This window comes from Methanoplanus limicola DSM 2279 (assembly GCF_000243255.1).
Taxonomy (GTDB): domain Archaea; phylum Halobacteriota; class Methanomicrobia; order Methanomicrobiales; family Methanomicrobiaceae; genus Methanoplanus; species Methanoplanus limicola.
Genome location: NZ_CM001436.1, coordinates 1,868,937 through 1,889,327, shown reverse-complemented (window position 1 = coordinate 1,889,327; position 20,391 = coordinate 1,868,937). Strand labels below are relative to the sequence as shown.

Below are 20,391 nucleotides of genomic sequence, written 5' to 3'. Positions count from 1 at the left end.
CCCTCTCCTGATTCCATACTGCATAACGCTCAGCCCGGAATCAGCAGACTCTTTGTTCGTTATCTCCATGTACCCATAAGCAGCAAATTTCATAATTCCTGCCCGGCCCAACTCAGAAATATCCGGTAAATCCGCAGAAACACCACCAGACCCAAAATACCGAATCCACACAGAAAGCCTGTATTGCCATTTTCGGGACATACCCATACAAAACATCCTCCGGAAATATGCGCCTCTGTAAACGCCAGTATAAACTAAAATCCTTTAGATTTAAGGGAAATAAAGTCCAGATTGGCCGTAATCTCTGACGTGTCAGTCAGAACTGGTATAATCCGTTTTTTTCCGGAAATAACCCCGAAACGGCTATTAAATATCATAAGTCCCGGAGATATATTCACATGCTGCAATAAAATGTTCAAAGGCTATAAACCGCCTGTTTAAACCCTTCTTTGTACAGCAAAAATCACAGGGTACGCACTTACAGGAATAAAAATACCTCTTAGTATCACATTACCCGGCTGAAATGCAAAAAAAGGAGAAATACAACATTTTATCGAAGAGAAATCAGAGGAAATAATCTATTTTCCAGCCCGTATAAACAATAATTGAGTAAAAAATAACGCCTTCTCTGACGGATTTCAGTCTGAACAGATTTTATAAAAGTCTTTGCCGGGTTTTAACCTGACTGAAAAATGCGAGGAGCAGGATTCGAACCTGCGAACTCCTACGAGACCAGGCCCTCAACCTGGCGCCTTTGACCGGGCTTGGCAATCCTCGCGTTGTTACTCTATAAAGAATGATCTTTCACTTAAAATAGATTCCGATTTGGGTTTTGATGGAATTTATATTATTTTTCCGGATTTAAATCCGTTTCTTAACATTCAGTTTCCAAAAACAATGGTATTTATGAACAAAATGCCAAAATAATATTAATGTGGGCAAGGATATTAGAAGAGTTCTCAGATTCTCCGGCACAGACAATTGTCGTCAGATATCTGCTTGAAAATGGATTTGGTGTCTCTGAAAGCGGGAAAATCATCTGTAACGGTATAGAAATACCTGCAACACACATTGCAAAGAAGACAGGAACAGACCGGCGTGTTGTGGACGCAACTGCAAAGAGGATAATAAAAAGCGCGGCAATAAAAGAGATTTTCCTGAATATGAAAGTGACACCCGACCTTACAGCCGTAGCAGATGCGCTCGGACTTACCGTCATCACCGTCTATGTCAATGATGCAAGAGAGAAGGGAATTATCAGTTCGGCAGTAAATATAATCACAAAATACGGTCTTGCGATAAGGCAGATATTTGTAACAGATCCTCTGTTATCAGAAGAGCCGCGTCTTGTGATAATAGTTGATACAGCGCCCCCGGCAGATCTATATGCCGACTTAAAATCCCTGCCGCAGGTCAGAAAGATAATTCTTGAATAAATACCTGATTTTTTGCCGTATTTCCGGAATAATAAAGGATAAATTATACCGTTCAGAAATGAATTCTTTAAAAAAGTGAGATCTTCATCCGGGCAGAGTCTGTTTCTGCCCCGGATCAGTCTTCCCTGTATTTTTCAATCTCCTCAGATAACAGGAGTATTCTTCTTCCGGCCTCAGGAGATAACTTATCAGAGCGCTTCAGCCTCTCTTCAGTTGTAATCTCTCCTGTCCCCTTAATCAGATTATCAGCATGTGCGACAATCTTCTCCTCAACAGATTCCGGAATGTAATTGCCGGGTTCAAGCCTCTCTTTTATACATTCCTCATATGTAATTCCGGCGCCGATATGCCGTTCAACAATCCTGCAAACCCTTTCATCAAGCCCAAGATCCCGGCATATCCGGGCACCGATAACTGCATGATCAAGCCCGTGGCTTTTACAGCGGCCAACATCATGAAGGAGCGCCCCTGTTTCAACAAGATCTCTGTCTGCTCCGGATTTTTTTAAAAACTTAAGGGCAAGATCCTTCACTGCAATACAGTGGCTGATAACCTTCTCCTCACAGCCCGCATTTCTCAGGATCTCTATAGCCTCATCAGCTGTAATATCAGGCAACGTTGAGATTTTCCTTGAGCAGATCAACCCTTTTTCTGAGAGCATCCGAAATTAATTCATTGTCAAAGTGATCCATCTTCTCCTCACAGTTGCCGCAGATAAAATTACATCCGAGAGCCTCATCAAAAGTATATCTCACACCGCAGACCGGGCAGATGTAAAAGTCATTCATCTCCTCGTATTTTGCCCTTGCTTCAAGAGTCTCCAGAATTTCCAGCATCTCCTCTGAAATAGTACCATATATATTTCCGGGCTTTAACTTCCAGAGATAGGTGAGCCATCCCGTCTCAGAATTTTTAATTCTGCGGTATTCTGCAAGTTTTTTACCATATAATGTATAGAGAGTGTGCCTCACACTATTCAGGTTTATTTCAGTTTTTTCAGCTAAATCCTCATCGCTGAATTCTCCGCCCTCCGGAAATTTGGATAGGAGTTCTATTCCTTCCTCACCGACAAGCCTGAAAAGGTATGCACGGGTTGAGTCCCTGTCGAGTAATTCTTTAGCAGTTACCATCTGTCTATATATCCGTTAATTTCTAATATATTTTTATGCAGTGAAGAGTCAGCCTCTTCCTCTGTTTTTCCTGATCCGTACACACTGATAATTGCACTTCCCTCTTCAATTTCAGTCCCCGGCCACGGAATGTCGGCCACATTTGGGTGGAATTTTTTAAGGTCGTCCTTTACCACAAGATCGCGGTCCGCAAATATAATCCTTCTTGCATAAACATGCGGCGCGTGAGGGACTGCGGGTGGGAGTTCACCTTTAAATGCGTTGATATGTGCTTCAAATATGTTAAGCCCGGTAGATCCCTCGACAATATCCAGAGTTGCCTGAAACCTCGGATTCACCTCTATTGCATATGCGCCCCCATCCGACAGTATGAAATCAACTCCGAGAGAACCGATACAGCCGCTCTTTTCAGCTATAAACTCCGCTGTTCTTTTAAGTTCATCCGCATATCCGGTAGCAAAAGGTGTAACCGCACCTGAAAAACCAAAAGCCCTCTCACCTGCGCCGCCCCTCAGTGTCTGAAGATTGACTGATACAGCCCTTGCCCCTGACTTTGAAGCTATACATGACACACTGCACGGTATGCCGTCGATTACATCCTGCCTGATATAGGGCACATCAGGCCACAGTGAATTCCATTCATCCTCCTCAGACTTATTGCTGACAATCATGTTTCTCCATCCTCCTGCCCCCTTAACGGGCTTTAGCATTGCGGGGTATTTCCCTTCCGGAGATATGGGCGGAACAGGAACTGAATTCTCCTCAAAAAAATCCTGAATTTTTCTCTTACTGATGAACTTTTCAGCACACCTCCTGTCAGTGCCCCAGACCGGAATTTCCGCAGATATATCCTCGGCGCCGGATGTCACAACAAAATAATCGAATTTCCTCCTGCCGGCCACTTCACTGATGATCCCCGGCATCTCATCCATCTCCTCAAAAGTCCGGCATGACTTTGTGTACCAGTGCAGATCCTGATCGCAGAAACAGTCAATCGCATAAACCTCATAACCAGCTTTATAAGCCGAGCAGACAACGTGGCGGGTTGCAAAACCTGCAACCAGAACCCGCCCTTTCAACTCTCAAACCTCTTGCCGCATTCTGTAGGAATTACCTTTATTTCAGCGCCTTCAAAATCAAGGTCAAGAGTTTTGCCTTCAAAGAGATGGTCCATAAATATTGCCAGACTTGAAATCTCTGAATGTGGCTGCGTAGTAACAGATACATTGTAATCTGCAAGGCCATACATATCACCCGGAACTTTTTCAGCTCCGACAACAACAAGCACTTTCTCACATTCCTGTATCTCAGGCATCGCATCTGTGACAGATATGCCATACATAGTCAGATGGACAACCTTTCCCCCGGCCTCCTTCCAGTCCCGGATAACTTTCTTCCAGGAGACATTGTTCTCTACCTTAAAGTCCCCTCCCCAGCGGCCTGCAACATCCTCTATTGATTTCTTCACTCCCTTGTCATCTGAGGCAAGATACATACCTCCCGCACCAAGTGCACGCCCTGTAAGCCCCACATGGGTTGTAACCCTCTGGTCTCTCTCAGGCCTGTGGCCGATTCTTAATATCCAGACATCTTTCATATTTTTCATCTCTTATATTCAGGGTTGACCTTAATGACCCCGTTTTCAAAAATCACCGGACTTTTATCACTATTAAGGGTATTTTTTATCTGATTTTTGAGAATAATCTCATTTACCGACAATATTTTGATATTATCATCATTCATCGACATAAGACAGTTATTTTCAAGCCTGTTAAGAGACCGTTTTAAATTTTCATCCTCAAAACCGGAGCATTCTTTCAGTTCGGAATATGAAATAGTATTTTTCGAACATATGATCCGGTATATTAGCCAGTCCTCTTCTTCTTCACGCACGAACAGTAATATTGAATTCTAATAACAATATATTTTATTAATCTGACCTCCATTCAGAATTAAGAGAATCGACATGACTGACTATTATGAACTCGCAGAACTTGCCGATAAAATACTGGCCCTTGCAGATGAAAATTATGAATATCTCTCTGAAGTTCTGGACGACCTTGATGAAGGACTCAGGAATGAGATGCTTGATTCAGATTTCCTGAATGCTTATCAGGTCTTTTATTTTTTCTTCCGGCAAAAACCAGAAGAGATAGTTGAGGACAGGCTTCTTTTAGCATCTGCATCTGAATTAAAAAAAGGCCTGCTGATATATGAATACAGTCTTCTTGAGATATACTTCAGAGTAGAGGACAATAAGGGGATAATTATTGTCAGTGACGGGGACCGTGAACTTAAGAGATTTTATGGCAAATCTGCTTACTGGAATGCCATGGAATATGCCAGAACAAATACGGACTAAAAAATTTTTTCAGCCGTATAATCATCAGGCGCAGATATCTGCTTAATACTGGATCTAACTTTCAGGGAGGAAAAACTCCGTTTTAAAGGGCCGGTTCATCCGGATGTGATCAGACTGTCATCAAATTCGGCGCTGACAACTTCAGGAACCATGCCCCATGAGAATATCTCATCCCCTATTACCACAAATACACCGTCAATGCCCTTTTCAGCAATATTTTCCAGTTCATAGTCTGCATTTTCAGGAGTCAGGATATTACAGAGTGCTGTCGCCCAGGCATCTGCAAGAGATACATCCTCTGAAAAGACGGTGACAGAATCCGCTATCCCGAATGAGATCGAAGGGCCGACTGTGGCTGAGGATGTGCATATACCGTAGATCTCTCTTTTGGGTGGCATCAGAAATGCAATCTTTCCGCTGATCTCAGCGTTACCGCAGAAGAGACCTATTCTTACATTCCTGTCTGACAGAAGTGCAATATCCCCTCCGTTATCAATGACTGCAAATTCTGCACCTGCCTTCTTCATGGCAACGACTCCCTCACAGGCAATTGTCCCGGCGACTGCTGCCATCGGGCCGGTTTTTGCACTGAATGCGGCATCTGACATCTTCATAATAATCTCTGAATCCGAAGTTATCTCAAGTGGTTCAATTGCCGGCATAAAGAGAGGTTCTCCGGCGATTACACCCTCAATCTCCTGTCTTGCGGCAACCATTGCCTCTTTTGCCACCTCAATGTAATCCTGTCTGTCAGAAATTATCGTTGTGATGGTAGTCTTATACTGAAAATGCTCCTTAATCATCATAACCACAGATTTTTTCGGATATTATTGTAACTGCATAACTGTTAAAAAAAAGTATCCTGCCAAAAATTATTTCATATTATTATTTTGTAAGAAAACACTCTCTTAAAAAATTAGTCGTATATGGATAATGCACCATGCGGGCATGCTTCAGTGCACTTGCCGCAGAGAACACATTTTTCTTCATTCATATGAAGGTGCCAGTCTTCATCAAAATAAAAGACTTCCTGTGGGCAGATGCTTATACATGCACCACAGTCGATGCATTCATCCTCGTCCCTGAATACAGAATCCTCAAGTACTTCAACTTCGGCACCGCTGGAGATGAGCTTTTCACAGACAATCTTTGAATCAGCGTCAGGTACTTCAATTAACATCTCTCCTGACATTGATTCGATATATGCCCGGTTAACATTGATAAGAACGCCCGTATCGCGGACAATCTTTGCAATAAGGGGTTCAGAACCCTTCTTCTTTGAAAAACTTACAAGGAGTTTCATTACAGCCACCTCTTTCCAAAGAGCTTTCCAAGATCAATTGCTGATAAAAGCCCAATCAGTTTCCCTTCACCGTCTATAACCGGAAGTGCACTGATATTATGCTTCTCAAGCTTCATCGCCGCAATATCGACAGCCTCTCCCGGGGATGTCGTGATGACCTTTCTTGACATTATTGAAGATACCGTATTTTCAATTCCCATCTTTACAACCGCTTTCGAGATGTCATAAGTGGTCACAATGCCTACGAGTCTTCCTTCTTTGTTTATAACCGGAAGATGATTTGTCTCACCTTTCATCAGCTTTTTCGCGGCGGTTTTGATCTCTTCTGTCTCTGAGATACAGGTGATATTTCTCTGCATAATCTCCCTGACAGACGGCGCCCGCCTTGACTCTCTCATCGGCCCTGCCTGCTTTGTGAGATCTGTCCTTCGTGTCGGCAGTGCAAGCTCCATCCTTCCGGACTCTACCCATTTCGCAAGTTCAGATGCAATTTCTCTTGCTTTCCTGAATGACGACAATGAAGACGTCCTGATCTCTTCCCCGTCTATCTCAACCTTTCCGCTCTTAAGCTCCGCATATGTCACTTCTTTTACAGTCGGCCGGCTTCTGGCAGGAACTCCGTAGTCAACTATAGATGTTGTAATATCTTCATCCCTTATTGCAGTATTTCTGACAGTCTCAATATCAGTAACCGGAATCGGAACTCCGAGGCCGACATAGAGAGAAACCCCATAACCGCTGAATGTTGCCGCCCGGAGGAAATCCTGTGACATCTCCTTCAGATTTCCGGTTGTCATTAAATTGGCAAACCGGGATGCAGGAGATGACTGCGTGCCCTGACCTATAATCGTTCCCTCGGCACCGCAGAGGAATATTGGGACACCGCTTCCGATCTTCTCAAGTTTTGGATCATTCATAATCGGGGAGAGAATACCTGCACCTGAATAGCTGATATTTCCATGAAGGGGCAGAAGTGTGCCCATATATGTCCTGAGTGTTGCATCGCTGGTATTTGTTGCCGCGGCATATCTCTGAAAGGCATTCCTCGGATTGCACATCACTGCTTCGTTCATATCCTCAAGGGTAATTTCGGTTGTGATGGTCTTTCTTGGGTAACAGTCCGTTCCTTTTGATGAAGCCCTCAGTTCAACCGACTTTCCGGAGACGAGATCTTCCAGGACGTGAGCACCTCCGTATTTTGTCCCCTGCGTCTCTGATATCTGGGTTGCACCAAGATATGCATCTACAGCCGCAATTCCTGCATATGCCTCCACATCATTAAGCCAGGACTTTTCCATCCGGATGGGCGGGTCAGCGTGACCGAAGTTAAAAAAGGCCCCTGAAGAGCACATAGCGCCAAAAGTTCCGGTTGTGACAACATCAACCTCCCTTAGCGCTCCTTCTTCCCCCAGTGCGGCAACTATATCGGGCATCTCTTCTGCCGTAACGACCCTTGCGCTGCCGTTTCTTATTTTTTCATTGATCTCATCAATGGTCTTCTTCATAATATTTAATCTCGAATTCAGCATATTTAAGTGTGTTGATAATTATTGTGGGTAATATCATACAATTATACGTCTTCAGATTCAGATCAATACTTATGGATATATCTGAATTTATCTCTCTCATGGAAGAGATTGCGCCTCCGGAACTCGCCGAAGAATTTGACGAAAAGAGAATCGGGCTGATTATTGAGGGGAAATCAGATCTGCAAAAGATCGCCTGCGCCCTTGATGCGACCGATTATTCCGTTTCAGAAGCTGCGGATATGGGGTGTGACATGCTCGTTGTTCACCACACCCCGATCTGGGACGCCCTTACCAGGATAAACGGGAAGACTGGCTCAATTATCAAAAGAGCGCTTAATTCCGGAGTTAATATCTACGTAATGCACACAAATTTTGATCACGCAAAAGGTGGAATTAATGATGCGCTCTCTGAACTGCTCGGACTTACCAATATCGATAATATGAGCCTTGGGGTTGTCGGAGACTGCTGTCTTGATTTGAATGAAATTTCAGAGCGGCTTAACGGAAGTCTGAGGGTTTACGGCAATCCTGGTGATATTAACAGACTGGCTGTTGCAGGAGGGAGCGGATTTGATCTCTCTCTTCTCAATGAGGCATGTGAACTGGGGGCAGACGCCTTTCTCTCTTCAGAACTTAAACATAATATAATGCTGAAATCTCCGATCCCTCTGATTGAATCAACCCATTATGATCTCGAATCTCCGGGTATGAAGGCCCTTGCCGGAAGAATGGGCTGGGAATTTATTGAGGAAAAACCTGATATCTGTATATACTGATGGATATTTACAGAGCACTTGATATCTCCGGCAGGCTGACTCCGGAACTGAGGCGCGAAATTGTCCGTGAATTTGGCAACAGAGGTAAAAAAGCTCTGGATGTGGTTGATCAGGGCGGGGTGCTCAGATACCGGGATTTTATTGTGGTTAAGGGAAAAACCGGTGACTATATTGTTGAGGGCGGTTTTTGTACATGCGATGATTTTACATTCAGGGGAAATGAGTGTTACCATATCATCGCTGTGAGAATCGCCCGGTATATACGTGCTGAAACTGAAATTGAAGGCTGGTATTCGGATACACCCGGTTTTTTCAGAAAGAAGTCAGAATAGCAAATCCTAATACATTCACAGATGAATATTTCAGGAATATAAGCGTGGTAATCTATGCTCGAGGATGAGTATCAACTAGAATATTTTAAAGAAAAGGGATTTGTCAGAAAGATCTGCTCCAAATGCGGCTCAGCTTTCTGGACAAGGGATCCCGAACGTGAAACCTGCGGGGATGCGCCATGTGTCCCTTATGGTTTCATAGGTAATCCGGTCTTTGAACCTCATTCAATTTCTGAAATGCGGGAAAAATATCTCTCTTTTTTTGAAGGGCATGACCATAAGAGAATAGAGAGATATCCTGTTGCGGCAAGGTGGAGGGATGATATATACCTTACAATTGCATCTATCGCTGATTTTCAGCCATTTGTTACCAGCGGAGTAGTTCCGCCGCCTGCAAATCCGCTTACGATCTCACAGCCATGTATAAGGCTTAATGACCTGGACTCTGTGGGACGCTCAGGAAGGCATCTGACAACCTTCGAGATGATGGCGCACCACGCATTCAATACGCCAAAGGAAGAGATCTACTGGAAGGACAGAACTGTAGGGCTTTGTGATGAATTTCTGGCCTCTATTGGTGCGAATATTTATGATGTGACCTATAAGGAGCACCCGTGGATAGGTGGAGGAAATGCCGGGCCGAGTGTTGAGGTGCTGATAGGTGGGCTTGAAGTTGCAACCCTTGTTTTTATGAGTCTTGGCAAAGCAAAGAGTGACAAACCTCCTGTTGAGCTTGAAGGTGTGCCATATTATCCGATGGACCTAAGGATTGTCGATACCGGGTATGGCCTTGAGAGGCTTGTCTGGGCATCCAAGGGTTCACCTACCATATATGACGCAGTATTTCCGGAAATTGTCAATGACCTGATGGGTTACGCAGGAATTGATCATCTCCTTGATGATCCTGAATTCACCCAAATACTCGGTCTGAATGCAAAGTATGCAGGTCTGATGGATATTTCCGGTTCAAACCTTCTCTCTATGAGAAAGGAAGTTGCGAAAAATATAGGCGTTACTTTTGAGAAGCTCCAGGGTATTATGGATCCTGTTGAGCGTGTATATGCAATTGCTGATCATACCCGCTGTCTTGCCTATATGCTCGGCGACTGCATAGTCCCTTCAAATGCACATGAAGGTTATCTCGCCAGGCTTGTAATCCGCAGGACTCTCAGGATGATGAACGAGACCGGCATGGAAGTTGACCTTGCAGATCTCGTAGTAACACAGATGAAGACTGTCGGTCTGGATTCATTCTCACAGGATCTAAGTATTGTTGAAGAGATCATAGGCAATGAGGTTGTGAAATATGATCAGACAATGGCAAGGGGCAAGAGGATAGTTCAGAAGATTGCCCGTGAGCATCAGAAAAATAATGAACCTGTCCCCTTAAATGAAATTGTCCAGCTGTATGATTCTCATGGCATCCCACCGGAGATTGTAAAAGACGTTGCGGCAGAGGAAGGCGCAGAGGTCGATCTTCCGGACAACTTCTATTCAGCTATTGCTGACCTACACTCTGAAACAGAGGGCGCTGTCAAAGAAGATCCCTTCGCAGAATACAGGGAGAGGATTGATGCACTTCCGCCTACAAAGAAGCTCTTCTATGAGCAGGTTGCAGATACTGAATTTGATGCAATGGTCATAGATCAGTTTGACGATTATATTGTTCTTGACCAGACGCTCTTTTATCCGGAAGGCGGCGGGCAGCCGTCTGATATCGGCAGGATAATCTCTGACGATGTTATGGTGAAGGTAATCCACTCCATAAAGGTTGGAGACGTTATTCTTCACAAGGTTAAAGGGGACTCTGTCAGGCGCGGAGTTCAGATAAAGGGAATTGTTGATGAGAGTTTCCGCTGGACGATGATGAGGCATCACACTGCAACTCACGTTCTGCTCCGCGCCGCTAAAGAGGTGCTTGGCAACCATGTTCATCAGTCAGGAGCACAGAAAGGTTTTGACTCGTCAAGAATCGATCTCCGGCATTTCAGGCATATAACACCCTCTGAGCTTAAGAAGATTGAAATTGCGGCCAACAGGATAGTTCTTCAGAACATTCAGGTAATTATTGAATGGAAGAGCAGGACAAAGGCGGAGCAAAAATATGGTTTTGATCTCTATCAGGGTGGAGTTCCTCCAGGAAAGAAGATCAGGATTGTAAAGGTTGCTGGTGATATACAGGCATGCGCCGGAACACACTGCCGAAGCACAGGGGAGATAGGCACAATTAAGATTATCAGGGTTGAGCATGTCCAGGACGGCATTGAGAGGGTGGAGTTCGCAGCCGGACTTTCGGCTGTATCCTATATGCAGGGTATTGAGGATATTGTTGAATCATCCGCCGCTACTCTGAGTGTTCAGCGTGAAAACCTCCCGCAGTCTGTTGAGAGGTTCTTCTCCGAATGGAAGGATCAGAGGAAGGATATTGAGAAGCTTCAGAAGGATCTTGCTGATCTCAGGATGAACTCGCTCACATCCGAAGATATAAACGGAGTTCCTGTTGCTGTCCATGAGCTGAATGCCTCCCCTAAGGAACTTATGGCTGTTGCCACATCCTTTGCCAATAAGGGGGGTGTCGGGCTTATAATCGGCGGTGAGGAGAAGCTTCATGTTGTCTCCGCATCCGGTACAGATAAGGTTGATGCCTCTGAGGTTGTAAAAACGGTATGCAACATCCTCGGCGGAAGAGGCGGAGGAAAGAAGGGCCTTGCCCAGGGTGTCGGAAATGACCGGATGCAGGTAGCCAGTGCCCTCTCTTCCGGAAAGCAACTGATTAAAAAACTTCTCGAATAATTCTGTAAATGTCTGAGGATGTCATAGTTTTAGAGCCTGGTGATGAGAGAGCCAAAAAGATAGGCAAGGCGATGTCCAGTCCTACTTCCGGCGAGATTATCTCTCTTCTCCAGTCAGGAGATATGACTCTCTCGGATATTACTGATAAACTTGGCATTCCAATGACGACTGCCAAGTATCATGTTGAAAATCTTCTTGATTCAGGCATGATTGAGGTCAGAAGAATAAAATACAGTGAAAAGGGCCGTGAAGTCAAGGTTTACGGGGCATCCGGGCAGGTTGTGATCGTCTCTGCCGGAAACAGGGATCTTCGATCTCTTCTTTTAAAGTATGCCTCGGTCTTTGGCCTTCTTATTCTTGCTTCTCTGTTTGTTATTGGTATTTCAGGCGTTATTCCGGGTATGATCTCTTCAGATTTCAATCAGGGTTCCTATCCGGATGCAGCGTACTTTTATTCTCCGGGTTATGATGACTCTGAAGCACTGCCTGCCGCAGCTGTGTCTGAGAACTACAGCGGTGGCGGTGGTGGCTATAGTGATTCCGGCGTGACAAAAGAGCCTGCTGTGCCTGAACCGGTTATTGCGAAGGATGCAGTACCTCCTGAAATGCCGGAAGGCAGTCAGAAATCCGAAGTGCAGGCATATGCTGCTGCATATGAAAATGGCAATGAGGTACAGGTTGAGGTTGTCAGCGGGGATGCAGCAGGTAAGGATACAGGCGATTTAGGGGCAGCCATGCTTACTGCCAGATCTGCTGATGCGGATTCAGGTTTTGCAGGCGCTTCAGATAATTCAGGAGATAATTCCCGGCCTTCAAATCTGGTCCATATGATGGTTCTCTCATTCTTCTCTGGAGGATGCCTTGTATTGGTGGTTCTGATGCTTTATGAGGCTTTAATCTGGAGAAAAGAGAAGATTTTCTGGCAGGAATACAACAGTAACAGTAAAAAATATACTGCATATCCCGGGGATAATAAATCAGATGACCGCAGCAGTAAAGGTAGTGCAGATGAGGATTCAGAACCGGAATCTGAATCTGAACAGGTTCATGAGCCGTGATTTTTTAAAAATGGTTTAGTTTCCGGTTATAGTATGCGTCAGAGTTTTTTTTACTCTTCCGCGTCTCTGATTATGAATATTTTATCCTTTGGCCGGACTGTAAAAGGTATTTTTATCCCGCAGTTCTGGCCTTTTACGGCAGACTCTACTTTTTTATGTTCAATCTGTATTTCATCAACTATATTGTAATCTGCCGGAGTTGTCCTGCCGTAAATAAGAATTTTATCCCCCGTTTTCAGGCTTCCGGCACGAATAAGAATTTCGGCAACCTCTATTTTCCTGTAGTACTTCACAACCTCGCCGCAATACATTTTAGACTCAGTTGCAGATGGCCCGCTGCTAATCCAGTCTTTTTCAAGGCCTTTGTAAAATCCCTGTGAGAAACCGCGGTTATATGCCTTTGCAAGTTTCTCTTTAAGCTCCCCGGCAAGTTCCGGGCTGTAATTGCCGTCATAAACTGCATCAAGAGCTTTTCTGTAGCAGGAGACTGTGGTTTTAACGTATTCCGGCGGTCTTATTCTTCCTTCAATTTTAAAGGAACTGATTCCGGCATCAACAAGCTCGGGGAGAATTTCAACTGAGCATAGATCCTTTGGACTGAGAACAAAATTATGGCCTAAAATATACGAATTATCCTCCTCTTCAACATCCGTTATTCTGTACAGCCGCCTGCATGGCTGGAGGCACTGCCCGCGGTTTGCAGATTTGCCGAATGTATCGGCAGAGAGAAAACACCTCCCTGACATACTGACGCACATGGCACCATGAATAAATGTTTCAATTTCACAGTTTAGTCTGTCGGCTCTGGCAAGCCTGCTTATTTCAGATATGTCTGATAGTGAACATTCTCTCGCCAGAATTATTCTTTCGGCCCCCAAATCCGCATAAAACTTAAATGCCTGGTAATTTGAAACACTTGCCTGCGTTGAAATATGAACAGACATTCCGGCTTTTTTCGCCAGATCAAATACTGCCATATCCCAGCAGATTATAGCGTCCACACCGGCTGATTTTGCAGCCATAACAACTTTTTCAAGCTTTTTTAGTTCATGGTTGTAAAAAATAGTATTCAGTGTCAGATACCCTGATTTATTATTATCATGCAGATAATGCATAATCACCGGCAGCTCACTGATCTCAAAATTGCCGGCATTATCCCGCATATTCATATTTTTAATGCCGAAATATACAGCATCCGCACCATTTAAAACAGCCGTCTTCAGGCAGGACCAGTCACCGGCAGGTGCCAGCAGTTCAGTCTTTTTCATTTGTTATTATCGTTTAGTCCCTGCAGGATTAAAGCCGTTTTTTATTGACAGTCTTTTAGAAGATATATGGGACTTCTCACGAATTTTGATAAAATCAGTTCATTTCATATTTTTGCCTTTGTTCCGGGTATAAAACTCAGAAATCTTCTCAGGATTTTTACTGTAATAATCTTTTGTCTCCTTCTCAAAACCTAAAAGCCAGTCACATCCAAAGTCCTGATCTTTTTCCTTATTGCTCCTTAAACGCCCCCACATATGCTTATCACTTCGGTGCTCTGCCGGTTATTTTACCTTTTGGTTCCGGAAAGAGCCTTATTTTATTATGAATTTGGTAATTTCCGTATATATCAGGAGAACTGACATATCATCTCCAGAGGAGTTCTTTCTACATTCCGGTATATATTTATATTGCAGTCTTTTGGAGAGAAGAATCTCTCTTGAATCTCAATTAATTCCGGCTAATTTAAATATATACGATGTCGGTAATAATATACTGTGTTTACGGGCCAGATATTACTTGGACTGATATATCTCTTTATTATATCCTCTATGTTTTCAATCGGACTTGGATTATCCTTTAAAAGCATTGAAAAAGCACTTTTAAAAAAGGGTGTCCTCACTGCATCCCTCTTCATCAATCTGCTGCTGATTCCGCTTATTGCAGTAGTTCTGACAGTAATTCTCAATATTCGGGGTAACATAATGTATGGATTTCTGGCAATGGCGTGTGCGCCCGGTGCGTCATATGCTCCAAGAATTACAGAAGCTGCAAATGGTGATGTCGGGCATTCAACCGGACTGATGTTTCTCTTATGTACTCTTGCAGTTTTCACAACTCCTTTCACCCTGATGTTGATAATTCCTGAATCAACGGCAATAGATCCCTGGCCGGTAGTAAAAACACTTTTAATTATTCAGATAATCCCGATTCTGGCAGGTATGCTTCTGAGAGCAGAAAAACCGGCGATTGCTGACCGGCTCTCCGGTTTTGCGTTCTGGGCTTCTAATCTGTCCGGGGCGGTGGTGATTGTATTATCCCTTACAATGATATTTATTTCCGAGTCAAACCAGGGTTTATTCTCTGAAATTACAGGCACAGGCGGGGTAATTGCAATTATTATGATTACAGCAGTATCAATAATAATATCATATTACGCAGGGGGAGTTACTACAGAAGAGAAGAGATCAATGGCAATAAGTTCTGCAAACAGAAATGCAGGGGTTGCTTTTCTTATAGCACTGAGCAGTTTTGAATCTGTCCATACAGCATTAATTATCATTATAATTTTCATTATAATTCAGACTTTGTTCACCGGAATTCTGGCGATAAAATGGCTTAGAAATGATATGAAGGCCGGTAAAAAGACGATTATCTCAGGTGGTTATTAGGATGTCGCGGCAATTCTTCTTTAAATTTTTGAAATATCAGGATTAATTTTTAAAAAATCATAATATGTTTGTTTAAACTATAATATCTTATTCATATGGTGGTGTTGCAATTTTAAATTGTATGATGAGTATTTCAAAATAATCTGACAGAAACTTATTTGTAATCAGAAACGACAGGTATTTTACCGGAGATTTATTCATGATCAGCATAAATCAGCTTACAGAACCGATTGTGCAGGAGATGATACAGAGACAGTCAGAACTTGAAATATCATCTCATACTCTTGAAAACAAAGCTACAGTTATTGACTGCGGGGTAAATGTCAGGGGAAGTTATCAGGCCGGACTAATGTACGTAAAGGCATGCCTTGGCGGACTTGCAACTGCCGGGATTACAACAGGCCATATTAACGGAATCCCTTTTCCTTTTCTTGACCTGACAATACAGCATCCTCCTGTTGCATGTCTTGGATCACAGAAAGCCGGATGGATTATAAAGACTGACAGTTATTCTGCTATGGCTTCAGGCCCTGCAAGGGCACTTGCCAAAAAGCCAAAAAAGACCTACAGTAGTATTGGCTATAGTGATGTATCAGAGACTGCTGTGATAGCACTTGAATCTGACAGATTTCCTGATATAAATACCCTGGATTATATAGCTGAAATCTGTGGTATAGAACCTTCAGGACTGACAGTTCTGATTGCACCAATAAATTCCCTTGTTGGATCAATCCAGATCTCCGGAAGAGTTGTAACGATGGTTCTCCATTCACTTGAGGAGAATGGTTCAGATCTTAACCTTATAAGGTATGCCACCGGACGTTCACCCATTGCTCCGGTGAAGAAGAACAGGATGGAGGCTATGGGAACAACAAATGACTGTAATATATATTATGGCTCTGTGTGCCTGACAACTGACAGATATGATCCTGTATATGAAAAGCTGATTTCTCAGTCATCGCCGGACTATGGCAGGCCCTTTTATCGCATATTTAAGGAGGCAGGGTATGACTTCCTGAAAATTGACTCAAAACTTGCATTCTCGCCTGCTGAAATTACAGTTAACGACTGCTCAACAGGAGAGATTTTCAGCTTCGGTTCTTTAAACGGGGATGTAATTCTGGAATCATTCGGCCTGCATTAATACCCGCAGAAATAGTCAGTGTAAATATGGAGCCGAATCCCAAAAGTCCGGTTTTCATCAGCAGGTCAGGTGAATAACAGCTGAATATCTCCGTGTCTCATTTTCGATTTCAGGAATGATATCCGGAGTATTACCAATAACTGCCCTATATTCTGCAAGTATTTTTTCTGCATCCGGGGTTATTGGCAGTGCGCCATCCTGTCCGGTACCGATGTAAACAATATCGGGCTTCTCATCTTCCAGAAATTCAAGTTCTTCTGAGGTGAGCGGCGTATGGCCGTATATCCCCTTCAGTTTCTTTGATCTCTTTTTGTTTCTTTTTGTAATACTGCCATCAGTATGGATAACAATATCATATTCTAAAGCTTTTCCATCGATTCTAATCCAGCCAAACCCGGATTTGATCATATTTCTGCCCCCGTTATTTTCATAATTGAAGATCTTAAACAATCATTTCCGGAAAAAATTTACATATATAATTCATTCCGGTTTTTTCTTCTCCTTATATCTCTGTATTGCACGATCTACATATTCAGTCATCTGCACGGCTCCGACAACACATGCCTGTGAGCATTTACCGCATCCAATACAGGTGTCAGGATTTGTAATCCATGCTTTATCCACCTTCTTCCCAAGATCTATGAGTTCTATTGAACCTGTCGGGCATACCTCAACACAGTCCCCGCACCCCTCACATGAAAAAGGGATAATCCAGGGAAATTTCTTAGGGATTTTTTTATCTTCTTTTCCCTGATTTTCTGTAACATCACTGTTCATCCGACACTCCGTATTATAATCACTTTCTGGGGATGTCCTTCCAGCGTTTCTTTTCCCAGTCGCAGACATCATCAGGTGCCATGATGTCGAGACGCTGACCTGCCTCAGCTCCGGGTTTTGTGCAGTATATCTCACTGATTTTTACGTACAGCACAGCATATGTATCTACTGCTTCAGCCTCCTTTGCAATATCATCATATAATGGCCCATCCTTAACAAGATGGCCAATTCCCTTAAACTGAAAAGATGCCCTGATTCCTCCCTGATGTGACACTCCAAAGGCAACCCGGGGATTAACCGACAATGCCGGATAAATAATAGATAATTCGTCTTTTGCAAGCGCAAATGCAACTTCATCCTCCTCAGTAACTTTTGCAAAACGCCCCAGAGTAACATATGGGACACCCTGCGGCGTCGCAACACAGAGGTGGCAGCCCATCTTTTCTATCCATGCCTGCATTCTTTCTGTCAGTTTTACTGTCATTTTTATCACACCTACAAAATTTTTTCTCCGGCATGGCCAGGTTCAATTGAATATGCCTCTTCTACATGCACCACAACGACACCACGCTGGGCAGCTTTTGGAAATACGATGTCTGGCGGAACTTCTTCCGGAGGTTCAGATTTATTCCAGTCTCCCCATTCATTCAGGATGTCAGTTGCATTTGCACCATACCAGTCAAAATCACGTGGGAAACCATACTCGATGTCAACTGCTTTACCTTTAAATGCCCACCAGCGTCCCTCTGCCAGTGGGTGGCATATTGCAACTGTTACATTGGGATTTTCCTTTATGTTCATCTTTGTCTTAAGGAGGAACATATCTGCAATAAGGATCTTGTCTTCCATATGGGTTGCAACAAAACGCATTGCCGCAATATTTGGTTTTCCGTCCAGACTTGATGTACACAGGTAAACAAGACTACCTCCCTTTCCGGGCACTCTGAGTCCATCTTTCATTTCTTTCGTAAATTTAACCATTTTAATTACCTTCCCAGATTTATGATCTTAAATTCCGGTTATCTGACCGGATAGCCAAAAGCTGCCGTGCCTGCTTCTCCGAGTTCCTCGCCGAGAGCCATCCGTACCAGCTGAGTGATATACACCGGTTCAAGGTTAAGTTTTCCGCAGGTCATTCTCATAATTGCGATGCATGCCGGACAGATGAAGACATACCGCTCAGCTCCCGCATCAATGGCATCCTGAATATTCATCTTCTGAATATCAAGCGCCCGTTCATGCTGGGAATGGAATATACTTGAGCCGCAGCATAGCCTGTTCTCTCCGGTATATTTCCGGTTCGCTTCTACTGACTCAACACCGATCATCTCAAATATATCACTAATCCAGTCTGACCAGATCTCCTTATCTCCGCTTACAGGGGCATATCGTGTAGTACATCCTCCCTGAAGACCTGCTTTTATGTTAAGGGGTGTTATCCTGTCTTTATGCTCCTTTAACCAGTTGCGGAGGTATTCCAGAATATGAACCGGCCTGAACGGTACCTCCATATTTTCAGCCATTGCAAGAGTTGTAACCACATTGTAGCATGCGTCATGAGTAAATACGATCTCATCAACTCCATACTTTTCAGCTTCCAGTGATAGATTTTCAATAAATACAGATAAATTTTTCTTTGGTCTTGAAGCACGTCCAAGATGAGTTTCTGTAAATCCACATGCAAGATTTCCGCCTCCGATGATAGTAGCATCATCAAACATAATGCCGCTTAGAAATTCCTGTTGTGGTACCACTTCATAAATTCCCCCCATTGAAATCAGAGGTCCTCCGGGTTTACCTTTTCGTACGAAATATGGTTTTTTAAGCCAGTCGCTGGATGGTTTGGCATCAACCGGAATTCCGAGTATATCAGTCTCCTCCTGGCGCCAGGCTATCAGATCCCAGGGGTTTGCACCTGTAGGACAGAAATCGTTGCAGGCTGCGCAGGTAATACATTCTGTAAGAATTGGAACATTTTTTCCATTAATTAGTGATTTTATTGCATTTTTTGCCCCTGTTTCATCGTATGAAACATAAGGGCAGCGGGTTAAACACTCGCCTCTGCATATATTAAAGTCACATTTTGAACTGTCAAAACCCATTTATACCACGTTTTCGGGTTATAATTCATTGTATTTCTAAGTTGTGGTTGTTCTCCGGATATTTCAACAAATATTAAATTAAGGGCCGATCTATATCGCCGGCAGGCAGATTAATTTTAATTAATAAAACTGCATATGTGACCATAAGGGTTAAAGTTGTAATAAGGATCATTCTTAATTCCGGGAATCAACCATATTATCATTGAGTATGGTATTTAATTTCGTTTTCAGGAATAATGTGGCAAAAATTATTGTTACTGAATTCTTACAGGGTAATGACAGGTATATCCTGCATTGCAAAAACCCCTGTAAAAAAATATCGGATAATTTCAATTCCGGCGGGGTATAATCAATGGGTGCTACATACTTTTTTCGTGACCTCCATACCCTGAATATGGTTCACTCAGTAATTATTCCGGAAATTAATAACAATAGAAAATCACAGGGATGTCCCCAAAAAAAGATAAATATCTGGAGCGCCGGTTGTGCCAACGGCTCAGAACCCTATACCCTTGCAGTAATCCTCAGAGAGGCACTTGATGAATCTGTCTTTTCAGATGTCTGCATACGTGCTACAGATATTGATCCAAATAATAGATTTGAGGCAATAATAAACCGTGGCTCATATACAGCCGGTGAATTATCAAAAATTCCGGCAGATATGTTTGCAGGAAACTTTATGCCCGATATTGAGAATGCAGGCAATTATGTGATCAATGATAATATAAGAAAACAGGTGAAATATCATCATCATGATCTTCTCACCTTAAAACCGGTTATAAATGAACCTTTTGACATAATTCTCTGTAAAAATGTCCTTCTTCATTTTTCTGAAAAACAGCGTAGTGATGTAATTGAGATGTTTTATAACTCACTTACAGACGGAGGATTTTTTATCACTGAACAGACCCAGAAAATACCGGAGCATTTACCTGTTAAGTTTGAACAGATGGTGAGCAATGCCAGAATATACAGGAAAAAAAGGTTTTAAA

The 20,391-nt window shown here is 43.2% G+C and carries 25 protein-coding genes and 1 tRNA gene; 9 read left to right on the top strand and 17 right to left on the bottom strand.

Annotated features, from left to right (window positions below; translation table 11 throughout):
* Nucleotides 1-693: 693 nt before the first annotated feature.
* Nucleotides 694-778: transfer RNA gene (locus tag METLIM_RS09115), tRNA-Leu, on the bottom strand.
* A 154-nt stretch (nucleotides 779-932) separates the two neighbouring features.
* Between METLIM_RS09115 and METLIM_RS09110 the strand changes: the two genes are divergently transcribed.
* Nucleotides 933-1,436: a hypothetical protein gene (locus METLIM_RS09110; protein ID WP_004077917.1), complete on the top strand. Its 504-nt coding sequence runs from the start codon at nucleotides 933-935 to the stop codon at nucleotides 1,434-1,436.
* A gap of 115 nt (nucleotides 1,437-1,551) precedes the next feature.
* On the opposite strand, the gene METLIM_RS09105 is transcribed toward METLIM_RS09110, so the two are convergent.
* The 5 genes from METLIM_RS09105 to METLIM_RS09085 are packed head-to-tail and all read right to left on the bottom strand — an operon-like array spanning nucleotide 1,552 to nucleotide 4,459.
* Nucleotides 1,552-2,052, bottom strand: coding sequence for an HDIG domain-containing metalloprotein (locus METLIM_RS09105; protein ID WP_004077914.1), 501 nt, complete (start codon nucleotides 2,050-2,052; stop codon nucleotides 1,552-1,554).
* The gene (locus METLIM_RS09100) at nucleotides 2,045-2,566 is read right to left on the bottom strand and encodes a transcription factor (protein ID WP_004077912.1); all 522 of its coding nucleotides are present in this window, start codon (nucleotides 2,564-2,566) and stop codon (nucleotides 2,045-2,047) included. Before METLIM_RS09100 ends, METLIM_RS09105 begins: the two co-directional genes overlap by 8 nt.
* Nucleotides 2,560-3,645, bottom strand: coding sequence for an ATP-grasp domain-containing protein (locus METLIM_RS09095; protein ID WP_004077910.1), 1,086 nt, complete (start codon nucleotides 3,643-3,645; stop codon nucleotides 2,560-2,562). The genes METLIM_RS09100 and METLIM_RS09095 overlap by 7 nt, the downstream gene beginning before the upstream one ends.
* A complete protein-coding gene (locus tag METLIM_RS09090; protein WP_048146310.1) occupies nucleotides 3,642-4,163 on the bottom strand; it encodes a tRNA (cytidine(56)-2'-O)-methyltransferase in 522 nt (173 codons plus the stop codon). Before METLIM_RS09090 ends, METLIM_RS09095 begins: the two co-directional genes overlap by 4 nt.
* Nucleotides 4,164-4,168: 5 nt before the next feature.
* A complete protein-coding gene (locus METLIM_RS09085; RefSeq protein WP_004077904.1) occupies nucleotides 4,169-4,459 on the bottom strand; it encodes a hypothetical protein in 291 nt (96 codons plus the stop codon).
* Between the two features lie 73 nt (nucleotides 4,460-4,532).
* Between METLIM_RS09085 and METLIM_RS09080 the strand changes: the two genes are divergently transcribed.
* A complete protein-coding gene (locus METLIM_RS09080; RefSeq protein WP_004077903.1) occupies nucleotides 4,533-4,928 on the top strand; it encodes a hypothetical protein in 396 nt (131 codons plus the stop codon).
* 95 nt (nucleotides 4,929-5,023) lie between these two features.
* Here METLIM_RS09080 and METLIM_RS09075 read toward each other — a convergent pair whose 3' ends face one another.
* From METLIM_RS09075 to METLIM_RS17685, 4 genes are all read right to left on the bottom strand, one after another.
* A complete protein-coding gene (locus METLIM_RS09075; protein WP_048146309.1) occupies nucleotides 5,024-5,731 on the bottom strand; it encodes a UPF0280 family protein in 708 nt (235 codons plus the stop codon).
* Between the two features lie 113 nt (nucleotides 5,732-5,844).
* Nucleotides 5,845-6,231 (bottom strand): NIL domain-containing protein, encoded by a 387-nt coding sequence (locus METLIM_RS09070; RefSeq protein ID WP_004077901.1) that lies wholly within the window; start codon nucleotides 6,229-6,231, stop codon nucleotides 5,845-5,847.
* Entirely contained in the window at nucleotides 6,231-7,736 is a 1,506-nt protein-coding gene (locus METLIM_RS09065; protein WP_004077900.1) for a homocysteine biosynthesis protein, read from the bottom strand. Before METLIM_RS09065 ends, METLIM_RS09070 begins: the two co-directional genes overlap by 1 nt.
* The gene (locus METLIM_RS17685) at nucleotides 7,720-7,911 is read right to left on the bottom strand and encodes a hypothetical protein (protein WP_394295893.1); all 192 of its coding nucleotides are present in this window, start codon (nucleotides 7,909-7,911) and stop codon (nucleotides 7,720-7,722) included. Before METLIM_RS17685 ends, METLIM_RS09065 begins: the two co-directional genes overlap by 17 nt.
* On the opposite strand from METLIM_RS17685, the gene METLIM_RS09060 reads away from it, so the two are divergent.
* The 4 genes from METLIM_RS09060 to METLIM_RS15600 are packed head-to-tail and all read left to right on the top strand — an operon-like array spanning nucleotide 7,832 to nucleotide 12,719.
* Nucleotides 7,832-8,536 carry a Nif3-like dinuclear metal center hexameric protein gene (locus METLIM_RS09060; RefSeq protein ID WP_004077899.1) on the top strand — a complete coding sequence of 235 codons (705 nt, stop codon included), beginning with the start codon at nucleotides 7,832-7,834 and terminating at the stop codon, nucleotides 8,534-8,536. The two genes, METLIM_RS17685 and METLIM_RS09060, sit on opposite strands and share 80 nt — an antisense overlap.
* On the top strand, nucleotides 8,536-8,868 hold the full coding sequence (locus METLIM_RS09055; RefSeq protein ID WP_004077898.1) for an SWIM zinc finger family protein: 333 nt from the start codon (nucleotides 8,536-8,538) through the stop codon (nucleotides 8,866-8,868). Before METLIM_RS09060 ends, METLIM_RS09055 begins: the two co-directional genes overlap by 1 nt.
* 54 nt (nucleotides 8,869-8,922) lie before the next feature.
* Complete coding sequence (alaS, locus tag METLIM_RS09050; protein WP_004077897.1) at nucleotides 8,923-11,661, top strand: alanine--tRNA ligase; 2,739 nt, start codon at nucleotides 8,923-8,925, stop codon at nucleotides 11,659-11,661.
* 8 nt (nucleotides 11,662-11,669) lie between these two features.
* Entirely contained in the window at nucleotides 11,670-12,719 is a 1,050-nt protein-coding gene (locus METLIM_RS15600; protein WP_004077896.1) for an ArsR/SmtB family transcription factor, read from the top strand.
* Between the two features lie 50 nt (nucleotides 12,720-12,769).
* On the opposite strand, the gene METLIM_RS09040 is transcribed toward METLIM_RS15600, so the two are convergent.
* Together METLIM_RS09040 and METLIM_RS16920 are read right to left on the bottom strand one after the other, a co-directional pair.
* Nucleotides 12,770-13,987, bottom strand: a complete 1,218-nt coding sequence (locus tag METLIM_RS09040; RefSeq protein WP_004077895.1) for a U32 family peptidase — start codon at nucleotides 13,985-13,987, stop codon at nucleotides 12,770-12,772.
* Between the two features lie 99 nt (nucleotides 13,988-14,086).
* The gene (locus METLIM_RS16920; RefSeq protein ID WP_004077893.1) at nucleotides 14,087-14,242 is read right to left on the bottom strand and encodes a hypothetical protein; all 156 of its coding nucleotides are present in this window, start codon (nucleotides 14,240-14,242) and stop codon (nucleotides 14,087-14,089) included.
* A gap of 240 nt (nucleotides 14,243-14,482) precedes the next feature.
* Here METLIM_RS16920 and METLIM_RS09035 point away from each other — a divergent pair, with 240 nt between their 5' ends.
* Nucleotides 14,483-15,376 (top strand): bile acid:sodium symporter family protein, encoded by an 894-nt coding sequence (locus METLIM_RS09035; protein WP_004077878.1) that lies wholly within the window; start codon nucleotides 14,483-14,485, stop codon nucleotides 15,374-15,376.
* A gap of 199 nt (nucleotides 15,377-15,575) precedes the next feature.
* Nucleotides 15,576-16,520, top strand: coding sequence for a methenyltetrahydromethanopterin cyclohydrolase (mch, locus tag METLIM_RS09030; protein WP_004077875.1), 945 nt, complete (start codon nucleotides 15,576-15,578; stop codon nucleotides 16,518-16,520).
* Nucleotides 16,521-16,577: 57 nt separating this feature from the next.
* On the opposite strand, the gene METLIM_RS09025 is transcribed toward mch, so the two are convergent.
* The 5 genes from METLIM_RS09025 to METLIM_RS09005 all read right to left on the bottom strand — a co-directional run bounded on the left by METLIM_RS09025 (nucleotide 16,578) and on the right by METLIM_RS09005 (nucleotide 19,399).
* Nucleotides 16,578-16,928, bottom strand: coding sequence for a hypothetical protein (locus METLIM_RS09025; RefSeq protein WP_004077873.1), 351 nt, complete (start codon nucleotides 16,926-16,928; stop codon nucleotides 16,578-16,580).
* Nucleotides 16,929-17,000: 72 nt separating this feature from the next.
* Nucleotides 17,001-17,297, bottom strand: coding sequence for a 4Fe-4S binding protein (locus METLIM_RS09020; protein ID WP_004077872.1), 297 nt, complete (start codon nucleotides 17,295-17,297; stop codon nucleotides 17,001-17,003).
* A gap of 19 nt (nucleotides 17,298-17,316) precedes the next feature.
* On the bottom strand, nucleotides 17,317-17,781 hold the full coding sequence (locus METLIM_RS09015) for a hypothetical protein (protein ID WP_004077870.1): 465 nt from the start codon (nucleotides 17,779-17,781) through the stop codon (nucleotides 17,317-17,319).
* Between the two features lie 11 nt (nucleotides 17,782-17,792).
* Complete coding sequence (locus METLIM_RS09010; RefSeq protein ID WP_004077868.1) at nucleotides 17,793-18,278, bottom strand: pyridoxamine 5'-phosphate oxidase family protein; 486 nt, start codon at nucleotides 18,276-18,278, stop codon at nucleotides 17,793-17,795.
* A gap of 38 nt (nucleotides 18,279-18,316) precedes the next feature.
* A complete protein-coding gene (locus METLIM_RS09005; RefSeq protein ID WP_004077866.1) occupies nucleotides 18,317-19,399 on the bottom strand; it encodes a (Fe-S)-binding protein in 1,083 nt (360 codons plus the stop codon).
* A gap of 352 nt (nucleotides 19,400-19,751) precedes the next feature.
* On the opposite strand from METLIM_RS09005, the gene METLIM_RS09000 reads away from it, so the two are divergent.
* Nucleotides 19,752-20,390: a CheR family methyltransferase gene (locus METLIM_RS09000; RefSeq protein WP_004077863.1), complete on the top strand. Its 639-nt coding sequence runs from the start codon at nucleotides 19,752-19,754 to the stop codon at nucleotides 20,388-20,390.
* Nucleotide 20,391: the final 1 nt, after the last annotated feature.